This is a genomic window from Pseudomonas sp. B21-015 (assembly GCF_024749285.1).
Lineage (GTDB): Bacteria > Pseudomonadota > Gammaproteobacteria > Pseudomonadales > Pseudomonadaceae > Aquipseudomonas.
In genome coordinates, this window is the sequence record NZ_CP087196.1 from 6542175 (window position 1) to 6558436 (window position 16262).

Genomic DNA, 16262 nt, shown 5'->3' on the forward strand with positions numbered 1-16262 from the left:
ATGCTGATCCCCGTGATTCTTTCCGGTGGTGCCGGGACCCGTTTGTGGCCGGTGTCTCGTGAAGGCCATCCCAAGCCGTTCATGGTTCTGCCCGATGGTCAGTCGCTGCTGGGCAAAACCTATCGACGTGCGGCCGGTTTGCTCGATGGCTGGGGCGATATCGTCACGGTGACCAACCGCGACTACTACTTCCAGAGCAAGGATCACTATCAGGACGCACGCCTGGAGCGCCATCGCGGGCATTTTCTGCTCGAACCGACGGGTCGCAATACGGCCCCGGCCATCGCGGCGGCGGCCCTTTCGCTACAAGCCCTGCACGGCGACGAAGCGATCATGGTGGTGATGCCTGCCGACCATCTGATCCTCAACGAAGACGCGTTGAAGAGCGCGGTCGAGCACGCCGTGACGCTGGCCAAGGCCGGTCATCTGGTGACGTTCGGCGTCGTGCCGACAGCCCCGGAAACCGGCTTCGGCTACATCGAAACCGGTGTCCCGCTGGACGACAAAGGCGCCGCCAAGGTGCAGCGCTTCGTCGAAAAACCCGACCTGCAAACCGCCACGCATTATCTGGAAAGCGGCAATTTCCTGTGGAATTCGGGGATGTTCTGTTTCTCGATCGCCACGCTGCTGGCCGAGTTGCACCTTCATGCGCCCGAGCTGCTTGAACAGGCTCGGGCCTGCATGGCGGCCAGCGCGCCGCTGGAAACCGGTGGTTGCCTGCAACAGGAGCTTTCGCCGACCCATTTCGCCAGGATCACCGACATCTCCATCGACTACGCCCTGATGGAACGCTCCGACAAAGTGGTGGTGGTGCCGGCCGGCTTCGACTGGAGCGACATCGGATCCTGGGGCGCGGTGGCGGCATTGGTGCCGGCCGATACACAGAACAATCGCGCCAGCGGCGATGCGATCTTCATCGACAGCCGTGACAACTTCGTCCAGAGCGAAGACCGGTTGGTAGCCGCAGTGGGTGTGGATAACCTGATCATCATCGACACCGCCGACGCGGTGCTGGTGGCCCACGCCGGCCGCGCCCAGGACGTGCGCCGGGTAGCCCGGCAACTCAAGGACAAAAAGCACGAAGCCTATCGCCTGCATCGCACGGTCAGCCGCCCCTGGGGCACCTACACCGTGCTCGAGGAAGGCCCGCGCTTCAAGATCAAACGTATCGTGGTCAAACCCGGCGCCAAGTTGTCGCTGCAAATGCATCATCACCGCAACGAACACTGGGTGGTGGTCGAAGGAATGGCCAAGGTCACCAACAACGGCGCCGGTTCGCACCTGGTGGCCAAGAACGAGTCGACGTTCATTGCCGCCGGGCACAGGCACCGCCTGGAAAACCCCGGGGTGATCGACCTGGTGATCATTGAAGTGCAAAGCGGCGAATACCTGGGGGAGGACGATATCGTTCGCTTCGAAGACCAATACGGCAGGACGGTTTGAATGCTGCTGTCCCTGTATCGCTCACTGTGGAGCTACCGGGGTTTCATCCTCGGTAGCGTCAAGCGAGAGTTTCAAGCGCGTTATCGCAATTCGCTGTTCGGTGCCCTGTGGACCGTGCTCAACCCGCTGTCGATGATCGTCGTCTATACCGTGATTTTTTCCCACATCATGCGCGCCCGCTTGCCGGGGGTGGATGACGGCATGGCCTACAGCGTCTACCTCTGCGCCGGTCTGCTGACCTGGGGCCTGTTCTCGGAAATCACCCTGCGCAGCCAGAACATGTTTCTGGACAACGCCAACCTGCTGAAGAAAATCAGCTTCCCGAGAATCTGCCTGCCGGTGATCGTGCTGTTCAACGCCGGCATCAACTTCGCGATCATCATCGGACTGTTCCTGGGCTTTCTGCTGATCAGCGGCCGCCTGCCGGGCATGGCCCTGCTGGCGTTGCTGCCGCTGATGGCGTTGCAAGTCATCTTCTGCGCCGGGCTGGGGATGATCCTCGGCGTGCTGAACGTGTTCTTTCGTGATGTCGGGCAATTCTTCGGCATCTGTCTGCAATTCTGGTTCTGGCTGACACCGATCGTGTACCCGCTGAACATCCTGCCCGAATGGGTGCAGCGGTTGTTGCAACTCAACCCGATGACCAACCTGATTGGCAGCTACCAAAACCTGTTCCTCTACGGCCAATGGCCGGCCTGGAGTTCGCTGCTGCCGATCTTCGTGACGGGTGTGTTGTTCTGCGTGATCGGGCTGCGGCTGTTTCGTCAGCGGGTCGGCGAAATGGTGGATGAACTCTAATGGGGCACATACGCGTGACCGGCCTGGGCAAGGCCTACAAGCAATACCCCACGCGCTGGAGCCGACTGGCCGAGTGGCTGATCCCGTTTTCGCCCATCCGTCATCGCCAGCACTGGGTGTTGCAAGACGTGGCGTTCGAGATCGCTCCCGGTGAAGCGGTGGGCATCGTCGGGGTCAACGGCGCCGGCAAAAGTACCTTGCTGAAGATGATCACCGGCACCACCCAACCCACCTGTGGGCAGATCCAGCTCGAAGGCCGCGTCGCCGCCCTGCTGGAACTGGGCATGGGCTTTCATCCGGATTTTACCGGCCGACAGAACGCGGTCATGGCCGGGCAACTACTCGGTATGCAGGTTGAAGAAATCGAAACCCTGATGCCGCAAATCGAACACTTCGCGGAAATCGGCGAAGCCATCGATCATCCGGTACGTACCTACTCCAGTGGCATGCAGATGCGCCTGGCGTTCAGCGTGGCCACCGCCCGGCGCCCGGACATCCTGATCGTCGACGAAGCGCTGTCGGTGGGTGACGCCTACTTCCAGCACAAGAGCTTCGACCGCATCCGCAGCTTCCGCAAGGCCGGCACCACGTTACTGATCGTGTCCCACGACCGCTCGGCGATCCAGTCGATCTGCGACTCGGCGATCCTCCTGGAAAACGGCCGCATGGCCATGCACGGCAAGCCCGAAGCCGTCATGGATTACTACAATGCCCTGCTCGCCGAGCGCGAGGGCCAGACGGTGCGCCAGGAAATGCTCGCGGGCGGCCAGGTGCAAACCGTTTCCGGCACGGGTGAAGCCGCAATCCTCAGCGTGCGTCTGCTGGATGAGCGCGAGCGCGCCATCGACGCTGCCGAAGTCGGCCAATCGGTAGTCCTTGAGGTACAGGTCGAAATCCGCCAGGGCATCGAACGACTGGTGCTGGGTTTCATGATCAAGGATCGCCTGGGCCAGGCCATGTACGGCATCAACACCCATCGTCAGGACCTCGCCCTCACTGACCTGCAGGCCGGCGAGCAGGTGACCTACCGCTTTGCTTTCGTCATGGGCCTGGGCAAAGGCAACTATTCCGTGGCCCTGAGCCTGTCGCGGCTGGACTCGCACCTGGACCGCAATTTCGAGTGGCGTGACTATGGTCTGGTGTTCCACGTGATCAACAACCGACACGAAGACTTCATCGGCTGCTCGTGGCTGGGGGCGAAAACCAGCATCACTCGCACAGCCGAATCGATTGTCTCGGAAAACACCCCATGACGCGTCTTCTGGTGGAATGCACCCACGTGTTCCTGCACCCCAAGGTCAATTCGGGCATTCAGCGGGTGGTGCGTAACGTCGTCAATCAGTTGCCTGAAAGCGTCGAGGGCGTTGAGTGCATCCCGGTGGTGATGCTCAAGGGCAAGCTCTACCGGGTATTGAGCCTGGCCCCTTTGGACACACCGCTTTTCAATGGGCTGATGGAATTCGGTGGGCGTCTGGAACGTTTGGCCCATCGTTTCTGGCAACTGCACCAGCGCCTCGACAAGCGCTGCACATCGCGATGGACCCGACGAGCGCTGTACGCGGCCTACTGCCTCACAACGCTGGCGGGCTTCAGCGTGCCGCTGCGCCTGATCGATTGGATCAACCAATATCAGCTGCCCAACCGTTGCTCGCCGTTGCAGCATCAACCGGGCGATCAGTTAGTGCTGCTGGATTCGTCTTGGCACGCCGACTCCTTCCCATTGATTGAACAACTCAAACGCGAAGGTGTAGGCATTGTCTCGGTGATCTACGACCTGATTCCCCTGACCCACCCGCAGTTCTACGACACGCGACTGGTGCAGATTTTCAACGAATGGTTCGACTGGATCACCCAAACCGCCGACGGCTACGTGGCGATTTCCGCCACCGTACGCGATCAGGTGCGCGAGGAATTGCGTCGTCGAATCGGTCCTGCCAAAGCCGATACAGTGTGGTTCGACTACTTCCACCTGGGCTCTGAGCTGGACCTGCACGAAGAAGCTGCCGCCGTCGAAGCACGCCTGACACGGCTGTTCGATACCCCGGAACCGGTGTTCCTGATGGTCAGCACCATCGAGCCGCGCAAAAACCATGACTACTTGCTGGACGCCTTCGAACTCGCCTGGGCCGCGGGCTCCACCGCCCGTCTGTGCATCGCCGGGCGCATTGGCTGGAAGTGCGATGCCCTGCTCACCCGGGTGCGCAGTCACCCGCAGCTGAACACCCGACTGTTCATGTTTAACGACCTGAGCGACACCAGCCTCGAACATGCCTACTCCCACGCCAGTGCGCTGGTGTTTCCGTCCTACGTCGAAGGCTTCGGCCTGCCTCTGGTGGAAGCCATGCAACGCGGCTTGCCGGCCATGGGCAGCGACATTCCAGTCTTCCGCGAAATAGGCGGCGAGTTCATGGCGTACTTTGATCTGGCCGAGCCACAAAGCCTGGCCGATCTCGTCACTCGATTCGAGAGCAGCAGTCAATTCCCGGCAGCCCGCAACGTGACGGACTGGCACTGGATCGGCTGGCGTGAAGCGAGTGCGCAAATGGCCGAACGAACCCTGCGCAACCTTGTGCAAACACCTGTGGTGCAAGAGAGGCAACATGCGAATTGCCCTTAACGCCCGAATCCTCCAGGCCCCGCGTACCGGCATCGGCCATTACGTTGCCGAATTGGTGAGCGCCCTGGCCAGCGAGCCGGATGTCGAGTTGTCGCTGTTCCATGGCTGGGGCTGGAGTTCTTCACTACCTGATGCGGCCATGCCGGGTTACTCAAGACTGACGCCGTTGCTACGGCAGATACCCGGTGCGTATCAGGCGCGACGCTGGCTGGCGCAGAAACGTTTCGATCAAGGCTGTTCCCGGGCAATCGACCTTTATCACGAACCCAGCCTGTGGCCGCTGTCGTTCGACGGCCCGACAGTCATCACCCTGCATGACCTGACGCACCTGCACTATCCCGAGACGCAACCACCGGCACGCCTGCGAGAAATCGAGCGGCGACTGGCCGATGGCGTGCAACAGGCGCGGCTGATTCTCACCGACTCGCAGTACATCGCCGACGAAGCCCAGGCCTGTTTCGCCCTGCCGGCCGAGCGTTTTGTGGTCGCACCGCTGGGCGTGGCGACACGTTTCCACCCGCGCGAACCCGAGGCCATCGACGCCGTGCTCAAGGCCCATGGGGTCGAGGCGCGGGAATACTTCCTCTGCGTCGGTACCCTGGAACCACGCAAGAACCTCACGCTGGCCCTGCGCGCCCATGCCCAACTACCGGAAGCGTTGCGTCAGCACTTTCCGCTGCTGATCGTCGGCATGGCTGGCTGGCAGCGCGAGCAATTCAGCGATGAGCTGCACCAGGCATTGGCCAGCGGTCACGTGTGCTTGCTCGGTTATCTGCCCGACGAGCAGGTTGCACAGCTGTTGGCCGGCGCACGGGCGCTGATTTTTCCGTCGCTCTACGAAGGCTTCGGCCTACCCGTGTTGGAGGCCATGGCCAGCGGCACGCCGGTGATCCTGACCCGACGCTCGGCCATGCCCGAGGTCGCAGGCAACGCGGGTAACTACATTGAACCTGACGATCCAGACGGCTTGCGTGATGCCATGCACCGGCTGATCGACGATCACACACATTGGCAAACGTGCACGGACGCCGGGTTGCAGCAGGCAAGGCTTTTTTCCTGGGAACGTTGCGCGAAGGTCACCGCCCGCGCCTACCGCCAGGCTATGGGAGGTTGAATGCGAGTGCTTCATTTCTTCAAGACGTACCTGCCTGACTCGGTCGGCGGGATCGAACAAGTGATCTTCCAGTTGTGCGAAAGCGGCGCCCAGCATGGCATTGAAGGTCAGGTGCTGACCCTCAGTGCCGATCCAACACCGCCCGTGGTGCAGCTTGGGCAACACGAAGTCCATCGGGCCAAACTCGACATTCAGTTCGCCTCCACGGGTTTTTCCTACAGTGTCTTCAAACAGTTTCGTGAAATGGCCGCCGAGGCGGACGTGGTCAATTACCACTTCCCCTGGCCGTTCATGGACCTGGTGCATTTCCTCAACGGCATGAACAAACCCAGCGTGGTGACCTACCACTCGGACATCATTCGCCAGAAACACTTGCTCAAACTTTACCGGCCCCTGATGAACCGCTTTCTCGCCAGCGCCGACCGGATCGTCGCCGCGTCCCCCAACTACCTGCACACCAGTGATGTGTTGCAGCAGTTTCAGGACAAGACCCGGGTCATCCCCTATGGCCTGAACAAGGCCGGTTATCCACAGGCCGACAACGAACGCATGGCCCATTGGCGGCAAACGCTTGGGGATAAGTTTTTCCTGTTTGTGGGCGTGATGCGTTATTACAAAGGCCTGCACATCCTGCTCGATGCCTTGAAAGGCGTGGATTACCCGGTAGTGATCCTCGGCGCCGGGCCGCTGGAAGCCGAACTGCACGCCCAGGCGGCGGCATTGGGTTTGTGCAATATCCACTTCCTCGGGCGTCTGGGGGACGAAGACAAAGTCGCGCTGCTGCAACTGAGTTACGCCATCGTGTTTCCATCGCACCTGCGCTCCGAGGCGTTCGGCATCTCGTTGCTCGAAGGCGCGATGTACGGCAAACCGATGATCTCCAGCGAAATCGGCACCGGCACCAGCTTCATCAACATTCACAACGAAACCGGGCTGGTGGTGCCGCCAAGTCATCCACAAGCATTCCGTGAAGCCATGCGCACCCTGTGGGACAACCCGACGCTTGCGGCGCAAATGGGCGTGAAGGCTGAAGCCCGTTATCGGCAATTGTTCACCGCCGACGAAATGGGCCGCAAATGGACGGAGTTGTATCAGGGCCTACTGGAAGAGAAATCCCTGTCCTACGCATAACTGATTTTTTGTGGGAGCGGGCTTGCCCGCGATGGCTGAGTGTCAGCCAACATTAATGTTGAATGTTAATCCGCCATCGCGGGCAAGCCCGGCTCCCACAGGGATCAGCTGTGTGGGGCAGGTTTTGGTACGCCCACGTTATCCAGCATCCGATTCACCGCCAGTTCCGCCAGCATGACGATCTGTTGAATCGCCATCGCCGTATGCCGGTGCGGCCCTTCCAGATACCCCGCAAAATCACTCGCCATCACACTGGCCTGGGCCAACGACTCACAGGTGTGGGCCAGCAGGTCTTCGTCTTTGATATCCGGCGCAACCATAAACATCGTGCTCGGCTTGCGGGCCACGGGGGATTTGAGGGCGGAGGGGTTGAGGTAGTGATCGAGCGCGCGTTCGGCGGCTTCGTTGAGTTTTTTTGAGTTGAGGGATTCGTAAGGGGAAGTGCTGTCCGCTTCGGGCGGATTTGGTGTCGGCTTGAACATGGCAAAGATCCTTAAAGAGATGGAGCTGCCATTTTTCGTTTTCCAGACGAAAGGGGTGGCAGCTGTACGCGGACTGGAAAAACCGGTAAAGGATCAAACCCGGCAGACCCGAAGGTCTCCCACGCACAGCCGCCATAACTGCAGAGCTGAAAAAGCGCCGCATTATGTCATCTGCTGTGATCCTATACTTCGGGTTTTCCAGGCCCGATCGCTGAATTGCCAGCGACCCCCAAAGCCTATCCACTCCACTTCCCACCCGACAACCGTCAAAACTTGTCGGAAACATCCCCCCAAAATCATCGTCTGTAGGACTGCCTGCGATCTTTTTCTAAACCTGAGCTCGCAGACGAGCATTCGCCTGCGCCCAAGTACCGGTCAGCAAACTTTTGGGTGACACGCCGTCAAAGCGCCAGCGCAAGGCCAGCGCCGCGGGCCGCCGCACCACGCGCTCCACCTCGAAGGTCCACAGCCGCTCGGCCCCTTGAAAGGCTTCGACCTGCGAGCCTTCGAGAATGACTCGGGTGCGACCACTGAGGTGCAGCAGGTCGCCCGAATCGAAATCGATGAACAGCAAACCGGCTCGTGGATTGATCAGCAGGTTGCCCAAGGTATTGAAGAACAGGTTGCCGGCGAAGTCCGGGATGGTCAGGCGATTGCCCTCTACCTGGACGAAACCGGCCTGGCCACCCCGATGAGAAACGTCCACCGAGCGTTGGCCATCGACGTCCACATAACTGGCGACAAAGAAAGTATCAGCGCCCGCGATCATGGCTTTGGCTGCGTCATCCAGCCCGTTTAGGTGCTGTGCGATACGCGTCGCCGGATCCGCCAAGGGCACCGAGCGAAACTCGCGCAATTGAATGTATTGCGGACAATTGCCGAAAGATTGCTCCACCTTCACCTCGAAACCGCTCGCCGTTACAGCGCCGACTCGACCATTGAGACGGTTGCGACGTCGGGTATGCAGTTCGATACCGAGCAGCCCGATTGCCGCCCCGTCTTGCAGTTGCGCAGGATCGTCGTGGCCGGGCAGGCTGCCGAACTGCAACAGCGTAGGCTCGGGAGAATGGGCAAAACCCAGCGGCCCTTCAAGAATGCTGGCCCAAGGATTGCCATCAGCATCCACCGCGCCGTACAGCATGAACGGCAGTTGCTGATAGAACGTGCGGTGTTGATCCGGCATCTCGCTGCGAATCACCCTACGACCTAATTCGTCCATTCGCTCGGCGACACCCACGCGAGCCTGCAACTGTTTCTCGCCTGCGTGCCAAGGTGTACGTTCCATAACGGCTTCTCCCCTGCGCTCCTCGCGCAATAAGCACGGCCCGACCGAGTCGGGCCGTGGGCATCAGGCAGTTTTTTGCAAACCGGCGACGGTGCGCGGCATGCCGACAAACCCTGGCAAGGCTTCAATCCGCGCCAGCCAGGCGCGGATGTTGGCGTAGTCGTCCAGCGACACATTGCCTTCCGGTGCATGGGCGATGTAGCTGTACGCGGCGATGTCGGCGATGGTCGGCTCGCTACCGACCAGATAGGGTGTTGCGCCCAGTTCCTGATCGATCACTTTGAGCCAGGTGTGGGCATAAGCGATCACCTCTTCAGCATTGAAAGGCGCACCAAACACCGTGATCAGCCTTGCCCTGCCCGGGCCAAAGGCAATCGGCCCGGCAGCGACCGACAACCAGCGCTGAACCTTGGCCGCCCCGACCGGGTCGGTTGGCAGCCAGTGGCCGTTGCCGTATTTCAGCGCAAGGTAAACCAGGATCGCGTTGGAATCGGCCAGCACCATGCCTTGATCATCAATCACCGGCACCTGACCAAACGAGTTGAGCGCCAGAAAATCCGCTTGTTTGTGGGCGCCCTTGGCCAAATCGACGAAAATCAGTTCGGTTGGCAGTTGCAGCAGCGACAGCATCAGCTCCACACGGTGAGCATGGCCAGAACGGGGAAAGTTGTAGAGCTTGATGGCTTGCATGGTCGACTCCGCTGGGTAGTGGCGCCGTTCAGGAAGATAAGCGCCAATAGAGGGCTATCTTCCATCCGCCACCAAAACAACAGAATAACCAGAAAACGCAATCCATTATTTCAGCCAGAGCAATAAACCTTCAGCCGTGCAACGCCGGGTGTTCGCGTAGAGCCTTCACTGCAAAATCCACGAAACTACGAATCCGCGCCGGGGCCTTGCGCCCCCCCTGATAGACCAAATGAATAGGCAATGGCGGCAGTTCGAAGTCGGCCAGAACGATTTCCAGCTCACCGGCGGCGACCTTGCTCGCCACTTGATACGACAGCACTCGGGTCAGTCCCAGCCCCATGGCGGCGGCCGTGATAGCCGCCTGATTGGCAGTGACCACAAAACGCGGTTCCAGACGAACGCTGATCGGCTCTCCTCCGTCAAGGAACGGCCAGCTTCTGTGCTGCCCAATGGACGAGGTAGCGATGATCGGGGCTGCGCTCAAATCTGCAGGATGCCGGGGCCGACCATGGTCAGTCAGGAATCCAGGGGAAGCGCAGATCACCCGCCGCACTTCGCCCACGCGAATTGCATGTTGATTGCTGTCAGGCAACTCACCGATGCGCACAGCCACATCGACGCCCTCCTCGACCATGCTTACCACCCGGTCGACCAGTAGTGCGTTGATGCTGACTTCAGGGAATTGAGTCAGGTAACCGACCATAACCGGCGTAACGAACAAATCACCGAACAATACCGGCGCCGTGATCGTCAGTTGCCCACGAGGGTGGGCGTGGCTCCCGGCTGCTGAATCCTCGGCTTCCTGCACCTCGGTGAGAATTCTCCGACAGTCCTCCAGATAACGCTGACCCGCCTCGCTCAAATGCACGCTGCGGGTGGTACGTGTCAGCAATTGGGTGCCGATGCGTTTCTCCAACGCCGCCACGGCGCGGGTGACACTGGCCGCCGACATCCCCAAACGCCGCGCCGCCGCCGAGAAGCCTTGTTCTTGAGCAACGGCGGCGAAGACTTGCATTTCCTGGAAGCGGTCCATGGGGCATGTCCTTCATTCAGATAAAAAAAATCGCAACCGTAGGCTGCGATTTTTAGTGTTTGGTGCCAAACAATATATTTTGACACCAACAACTCAATAAATACGGGGGTTAAGCAGCTTACAGGGCCATACGCCAGAATAAATATTTTTGACACTTAGAAGGTGAGCGCCCCAGATCCAGCATCGATGTTTGACAAAATATTATGACAACACAAGCTCAAACTAAGTTTGAGCTTGGTTCAGCTCACTCTATGATTTGATCGACACCGAATTCACGACTATTGAAGCCTAACCTGAGGCGCTGCAAGACGTCGTCCTCGACGCTAAATTGTCTAGGAATACTGACCAACTGGCTGGGCTGAAACGGAGCGACCACTGTACTTCTGGATGGCATTCAGCAACGGCGAGGTGATCAGCGTTGAAACCAGGGCCATGATGACCAAGATGGAAAACAGCTGGGGCGGCATCAAGCCAAGGCTGTGGGCGATATTCAGCACCACTAACTCCATAAGGGCACGCGTATTCAACAACGTGCCGATTCTCAAGGAGTCAGTCATTGAGAATCCCGCCAGCCTGGCGGCCAGGGTGCAACTCAGCCCTTTGCTTAGGCAGGCGCATAAGACCCACGCAAGGCACAAAAGAATGTCCTGAGCAGTCACCATGGATCCAAGTTCAACTTTCATACCTGTATAGAAGAAGAAAACCGGTACCAAAACGATGTTAACGAAAGGGCGCATCCGCAGGTTCCATTGCTCAAGCAAGGCTTTGCATTGATACAACGCGGTGCCCACCAGAAAGCCACCAACAATGGCGAACACACCCAACCACGCGGTGATGACCGCGGTCACGAACACCCCGCCGATGATCGCGCCAAAATGCGCATCGCTCAGTACGGCAGCATGCTGAGTATCAGCTTGCAAGCGTTTGACCAGCCAAGGACGCACACAGCGGAAGAACACCACCAAGAACAGCGCAATAGCCGCCAGTTTCAGCAGCGTTTGCGCCGCGCCTTGACCGCTGGTGAACACCACCACTGCGCCCAGGGCAATCCAGCCGATCAGGTCGTTGATCCCGGCGGCGGCAATCGCGGTCACCCCGGTCTCGCTGTTTTCCATGTTCCGTTCCAGGAGGATTCGGCCAAGGATGGGCAGCGCGGTGATGGAGAACGAGATACCGCAGACCAGCATCAGCCCGAGCAGATCAGGAACCGGGTAGTAGCGGGCATAAATGAAGGCGCAGAACATCCCGGTCAGGTAAGGGATTGGAATGCCCAGCAAGGTAATCCAGCCCAGGGCACGCTTGAGACGACGCTCGCGCAGCAGTCCGAAATCGAACTCCATGCCGATCTGGAACATCATCAGCACGATGCCCAACTGGGACATGACCGTCAGCACCTGTCCGGCGTTAGTATGCAGATACGCACCGCCCTGCGGCCACAGGCCACCTAGGAGCGCACCGAGAACAATGCCACCAGTGATTTCACCCACCGCGATGGGTTGCCCAAAACGCTGAGCGATTTTACCGGCAACCTGGCTGCAAAGGATGATGACGACCAAAGCCGCCAACACAATGACTAATAGATTTTCGTGGGGATTGTTCATTACAAAATCCTAGGGAGTGGCGAGAAGCTAAGTTCGTGCAACAGCCCGTCAAGGGCCTGCTTGAACCGTTCCACGTCCAGCGTGGAGGTTTGATAGTTACTGATGGCAACGCGGATATAACGCTCGCCTTTCCATTCCAGCACGCTGGGGTAAGCTAGGTTTCGCTGCTGACAGAGCGCGACCAGACGAGTCACACACTCGGCACTGGCGGTCACAGGCCGAAAGGCAACCACCGGCATGATCTGCTGATCGGGTATCAAGCGATAAGCCGGATCGGCGCTCAGCAGCGCCCGCAAGTGCGCCGTCGCCCCGGTCATATTCCTCAGCAGTTGCCGATAGCCTTCCAGCCCCAGATGCTGCAGCAGGCACCACACGCCCAGCGAACGAAATTGGCGAGTGCCATAGAGGTTCATCTTGAAGGTGTCGAGTTCACCGCGCTCTTCCCAGTAAGGTCCGCCAGCCCAGAAACTGCTGCCAAGCACCTCGCCGTTGCGCACCAGCAGGCAACCGACACCGAAGGAGGCGAACATCCACTTGCAGGGGTCGAAGGTGATGGAGTCCGCGTCGCTCAACCCCTGCATGTGACGCCGGGCCTCGGGCAACGCCGCCAGCGCCAGCCCGGCAGCACCGTCAATGTGGAACCAGGCGTTGTAACGGCGAGCTAGCTCGCCGATGCGCCGCAACGGATCAATCGCCCCGGTTGCGGTGGTGCCCAGTACGCCGATCAGGCACATCGGCGTGTAGCCGAGCGCAACGTCGTGCGCCAGTCGCTGCTCCAGTTGCTCCGGGAGCAAGGCGCCCTGCTCATCGGTGTCGATCTCCACCAGCGCATCCGCGGCAAAACCTAGCACGTCCAGGGCCTTGGCGATGGAAAAGTGCCCCTCTCGGGACATGTAAATCCGTGGCCCCAAGCCGCCGGCCCGAAGCATTTCCGGATGCTGGCGGTGCAGCTGCTCGCGGGCCAGCTTGAGCCCGATCAGGTTGGCCAGCGTACCGCCCCCGGTGAATACCCCGCCGGGCAAACGCCCGACAACCGGGTCGAGACCAAACAGCGAACGCAGGGCGTGCAGCACCTCGACCTCGACCATGGTCGCCGATGGCCCCGCACGCCAGGCACCGGGGGTCTGATTCAGCGCACTGCCGAGGAAGTCCCCCAGCACCGCAGCAGGGTGAGGCCGCGGCGAAATATAGCCGAAGTACAACGGGTGGCTGACGTTGCACAGGCCCTGCTGCATCAACTCCACGGCCTGGGCCAGGGTATCGTCCAACGACTGACCGTGTTCGGGCATCGAGGCTGGGTCCTGGGTTCGGGCGGCGATCGAATCGCTCGCGTACCACAGGGGGAATTGCTCGGGCGTGCCCTGGACGCTGGCAAACAACTCCAACACCCGCTGGCCCGCGGCGAGGATCTGCGGGTTGGCGCCCCACTCGCGCGGCTCAGCAATCATGAGTCACCTCCTGCACCGCAACCTGCAACCGAACCTGCTGCTGAATACCTTGGTGAATCTCCAGCAATGCCTCACGACTCTCCCCCGTCAGAAGGTAATAACAGTAATGGGGCTGAGCAGAGTCGGGCATGGCCTGCACCCAATCACCGGGACGGGCGAGCACTACCAGCTCGCGCAACTCCGCCAGTTGCTCAAAGACCTGCATGCCTTCGACAGCGAGCAAGGTCCCGCTGGTTTCGATCACCACACCGCCAAACAGCACCGCACCACACTCGCCCACCGCCGTGGGCAATGGCACCTGTTCCAGAAGTAGGCGGACCTGAGCGGCATACACGTCGACCCCGCTCAACAGCTCGATGGTCTGCGCGGTGAAGCCGCCCCCAGGACGCAACCCCGCTTCAAGTACCCGGGGCACGCCATGCTGATAGCGGATTTCGACGTGTGCGGCGCCCTGGGTCAGACCTAGCGCCCGCGCAGCGCGCAGCGCAAGCTGACCAATCGAATGCTCCTGTTCGGCCCCCAGCGAGGTGGGCCAGACAGAAGCCGATTCAGCAAAGTAAGGCCCTTGCCCGCCTTCTTTCTCCAGCACCGCCAGGACCTGATCCGTGCCGTCGGGCCGCAGCAACAGATCGACGCTGACCTCCCGCCCTTCGCAAAAGCTCTGGGCAATCAATTGAAGGCTGCTGTGACCGTAGGCAAAGCGATTGCGGTCCTTGAGGGGATCGACATCGGTGGTCTGCTGGATCAGCTCATGCAGTGCCGCAAGGGCTTGCCGGTACTGATATGCATCACTGACCGCAATCACTCCCTGGCTGTTCATCGAGTCGCTAAGCTTGACCACCACCCGTGACCCTAACCGCTGGCAGACCTGCTCCCACGGGGTTTCCAGGGTCAACGGCAGCGTCGCCGGCACCGGTACGCCCTGTGCTTCCCACAACAGTGTGGCCAAGTACTTATTGCGACTGCAGGCAGCAGTGGCCACCGACATGCCCGGCAGGCCCAGACATTCGGACAACTGCGCGGTTGCCACTACCGCGCCCTCATTGACTGGCAGCAGGGCACTGAAAGGATGCGCCGCGTGGTACTCGGCCACGGCACTAAACAGAGCATCAGTCGGCCACAGGGGCACCTGCAGTACGGCCTCGACCGCTGGGTGCTCAGCCAGAGACCGTCCGTTGCCGATCAACACCACCCGATAACCCGCGGCGCCCAGACAATCCAGCAGTCTCCGGCTGGGATAGGCATGAATAACGCCAATACGATGTGCTGACATAATATCCCTCCTTAGAATGAGCCCGTCCGAGCACCCGGCTTGTGCTCCAGTACCGTCAGCACCTGCCCGCCAACCTGCCGCTGGGTGGCTTCGAACAAGTCGGTGGTCATGTTGTTGGTCCACAGACGACCACGTTGGGACACCTCGAACGCATCCTCGGTCTCCGAGAGCAGGCCATGTTCGATCCAGCTGGCGATAAGCTCGGGATTGACCGTGGCCAACGCACGCTCGCTGGACTTGTCCAGGCGTAGGAACTTGGGAAACATCACCGCACCACGGTTCTCCGGACGGTCCAGCGCCACCGAGCTTTTCTCGATGCTCGGCAGCCCCTGTTCGATGGCGTCCATATACTTGTTGACGTTGCTGTGCTTCATGTAGCTGAAGCCGTCCACATAACCTCGAGCCGAGGAGCCTACGGCCAGTGTTTCGGCACGATGCTCACCATTGCCACCGCCCCAGAGCAGGCGGAAGTACTCACAGACCTTCGCCTTACGGGTGTAAATCTGATCGGCGACATTGGCATAGCCAGCCTCGGCCAAGCGGTGGCGCAACTGCTCGAACAGCGCGAGCATAATTTTCTCCGAAGGCTTGGCTGGAATGCTGCCCTCGTCCATCTGGCGCTTGAACTTCGGCGGGAACGCGAAGTAGTGCAGATTGTAGTAATCGACGCTGTCAAAACCGTCGTCGATCAGCCGTGTCAGGTCACGGTCTAGGGAGGCCAAGGTCTGGCCCGGCAGGTTGTACATCATGTCGACATTGATTTCGTCGAAGCCGAAACGCCGTCCCTGCTCGCGGACATTGGCCACATCGTCTAGGGTGGCGGCGATGTTGAAGTGCTTGCGCAACATCGGATCGTAAGTCTGCAGGCCGAAGCTGATGCGCTGCACGCCTTCGTTCTTGAGTACCTCGAGCCGGTAGGGATCGCCCAAGGTCTTGGGCTCGCCTTCAAAGGAAATCTCGGCATCGGCGCTGAGGCTGAAACTCTCTCTGATAGTGTTGAAAATTCGCTGCAGTTGCTCGGGCGACAGCACCGAAGGCGAGCCGCCACCGAAATACACAGCCCGCAGTTCGCTGGAGCGGCCACGCACGCTGGCCGCCTCAGTGCGGATGTCCTGGCACAGGGCGTTGGTGTAGCGCTCATAGACAGCGGTGTCCTTGTCGACCCGCACATGAAACGGGCAGAACCTGCACATGTCCTGGCAGTACGGAATATGCACATAGAGCAGGGTTTCCACCCCTGCGGCCACCGGACGCTCGAAGACCTGGGGCAGACGCTGATGTACAGCGTCCCCCAGCAGTGGGTAGAAGTAATAGGTCAGCGGATAATAGGCCTCGTACATGGAGTTC

Annotated in this window: 13 protein-coding genes and 1 pseudogene; 6 read left to right on the forward strand and 8 right to left on the reverse strand. The window is 60.1% G+C overall.

The window, feature by feature from the left end:
• The 6 genes from LOY38_RS29955 to LOY38_RS29980 are packed head-to-tail and all read left to right on the forward strand — an operon-like array spanning position 1 to position 7103.
• A complete protein-coding gene (locus tag LOY38_RS29955) occupies positions 1–1443 on the forward strand; it encodes a mannose-1-phosphate guanylyltransferase/mannose-6-phosphate isomerase (RefSeq protein WP_258698297.1) in 1443 nt (480 codons plus the stop codon).
• Positions 1444–2241: an ABC transporter permease gene (locus tag LOY38_RS29960; RefSeq protein WP_258698298.1), complete on the forward strand. Its 798-nt coding sequence runs from the start codon at positions 1444–1446 to the stop codon at positions 2239–2241. It begins immediately after the preceding gene.
• On the forward strand, positions 2241–3494 hold the full coding sequence (locus tag LOY38_RS29965) for an ABC transporter ATP-binding protein (protein WP_258698299.1): 1254 nt from the start codon (positions 2241–2243) through the stop codon (positions 3492–3494). The genes LOY38_RS29960 and LOY38_RS29965 overlap by 1 nt, the downstream gene beginning before the upstream one ends.
• Positions 3491–4858 carry a glycosyltransferase family 1 protein gene (locus LOY38_RS29970; RefSeq protein WP_258698300.1) on the forward strand — a complete coding sequence of 456 codons (1368 nt, stop codon included), beginning with the start codon at positions 3491–3493 and terminating at the stop codon, positions 4856–4858. The genes LOY38_RS29965 and LOY38_RS29970 overlap by 4 nt, the downstream gene beginning before the upstream one ends.
• A complete protein-coding gene (locus LOY38_RS29975; protein WP_258698301.1) occupies positions 4842–5972 on the forward strand; it encodes a glycosyltransferase family 1 protein in 1131 nt (376 codons plus the stop codon). The genes LOY38_RS29970 and LOY38_RS29975 overlap by 17 nt, the downstream gene beginning before the upstream one ends.
• The gene (locus LOY38_RS29980) at positions 5973–7103 is read left to right on the forward strand and encodes a glycosyltransferase family 4 protein (RefSeq protein WP_258698302.1); all 1131 of its coding nucleotides are present in this window, start codon (positions 5973–5975) and stop codon (positions 7101–7103) included.
• Between the two features lie 104 nt (positions 7104–7207).
• On the opposite strand, the gene LOY38_RS29985 is transcribed toward LOY38_RS29980, so the two are convergent.
• The 8 genes and pseudogenes from LOY38_RS29985 to LOY38_RS30020 all read right to left on the reverse strand — a co-directional run bounded on the left by LOY38_RS29985 (position 7208) and on the right by LOY38_RS30020 (position 16255).
• On the reverse strand, positions 7208–7585 hold the full coding sequence (locus LOY38_RS29985) for a DUF6124 family protein (RefSeq protein ID WP_258698303.1): 378 nt from the start codon (positions 7583–7585) through the stop codon (positions 7208–7210).
• A gap of 334 nt (positions 7586–7919) precedes the next feature.
• Positions 7920–8870: pseudogene (locus tag LOY38_RS29990) on the reverse strand (pyridoxamine 5'-phosphate oxidase family protein); the annotation flags it as partial.
• A 63-nt stretch (positions 8871–8933) separates the two neighbouring features.
• Entirely contained in the window at positions 8934–9560 is a 627-nt protein-coding gene (locus tag LOY38_RS29995; protein ID WP_258698304.1) for a glutathione S-transferase family protein, read from the reverse strand.
• A gap of 130 nt (positions 9561–9690) precedes the next feature.
• Positions 9691–10593 (reverse strand): LysR family transcriptional regulator, encoded by a 903-nt coding sequence (locus tag LOY38_RS30000; protein WP_258698305.1) that lies wholly within the window; start codon positions 10591–10593, stop codon positions 9691–9693.
• 332 nt (positions 10594–10925) lie between these two features.
• Positions 10926–12194, reverse strand: a complete 1269-nt coding sequence (locus LOY38_RS30005; protein ID WP_258698306.1) for a cation:proton antiporter — start codon at positions 12192–12194, stop codon at positions 10926–10928.
• A complete protein-coding gene (locus LOY38_RS30010; RefSeq protein WP_258698307.1) occupies positions 12194–13642 on the reverse strand; it encodes an aminotransferase class V-fold PLP-dependent enzyme in 1449 nt (482 codons plus the stop codon). The genes LOY38_RS30005 and LOY38_RS30010 overlap by 1 nt, the downstream gene beginning before the upstream one ends.
• Positions 13632–14915 (reverse strand): ATP-grasp domain-containing protein, encoded by a 1284-nt coding sequence (locus tag LOY38_RS30015; RefSeq protein WP_258698308.1) that lies wholly within the window; start codon positions 14913–14915, stop codon positions 13632–13634. Before LOY38_RS30015 ends, LOY38_RS30010 begins: the two co-directional genes overlap by 11 nt.
• Before the next feature lie 11 nt (positions 14916–14926).
• Entirely contained in the window at positions 14927–16255 is a 1329-nt protein-coding gene (locus tag LOY38_RS30020; protein WP_258698309.1) for a coproporphyrinogen-III oxidase family protein, read from the reverse strand.
• Between the last annotated feature and the right edge of the window lie 7 nt (positions 16256–16262).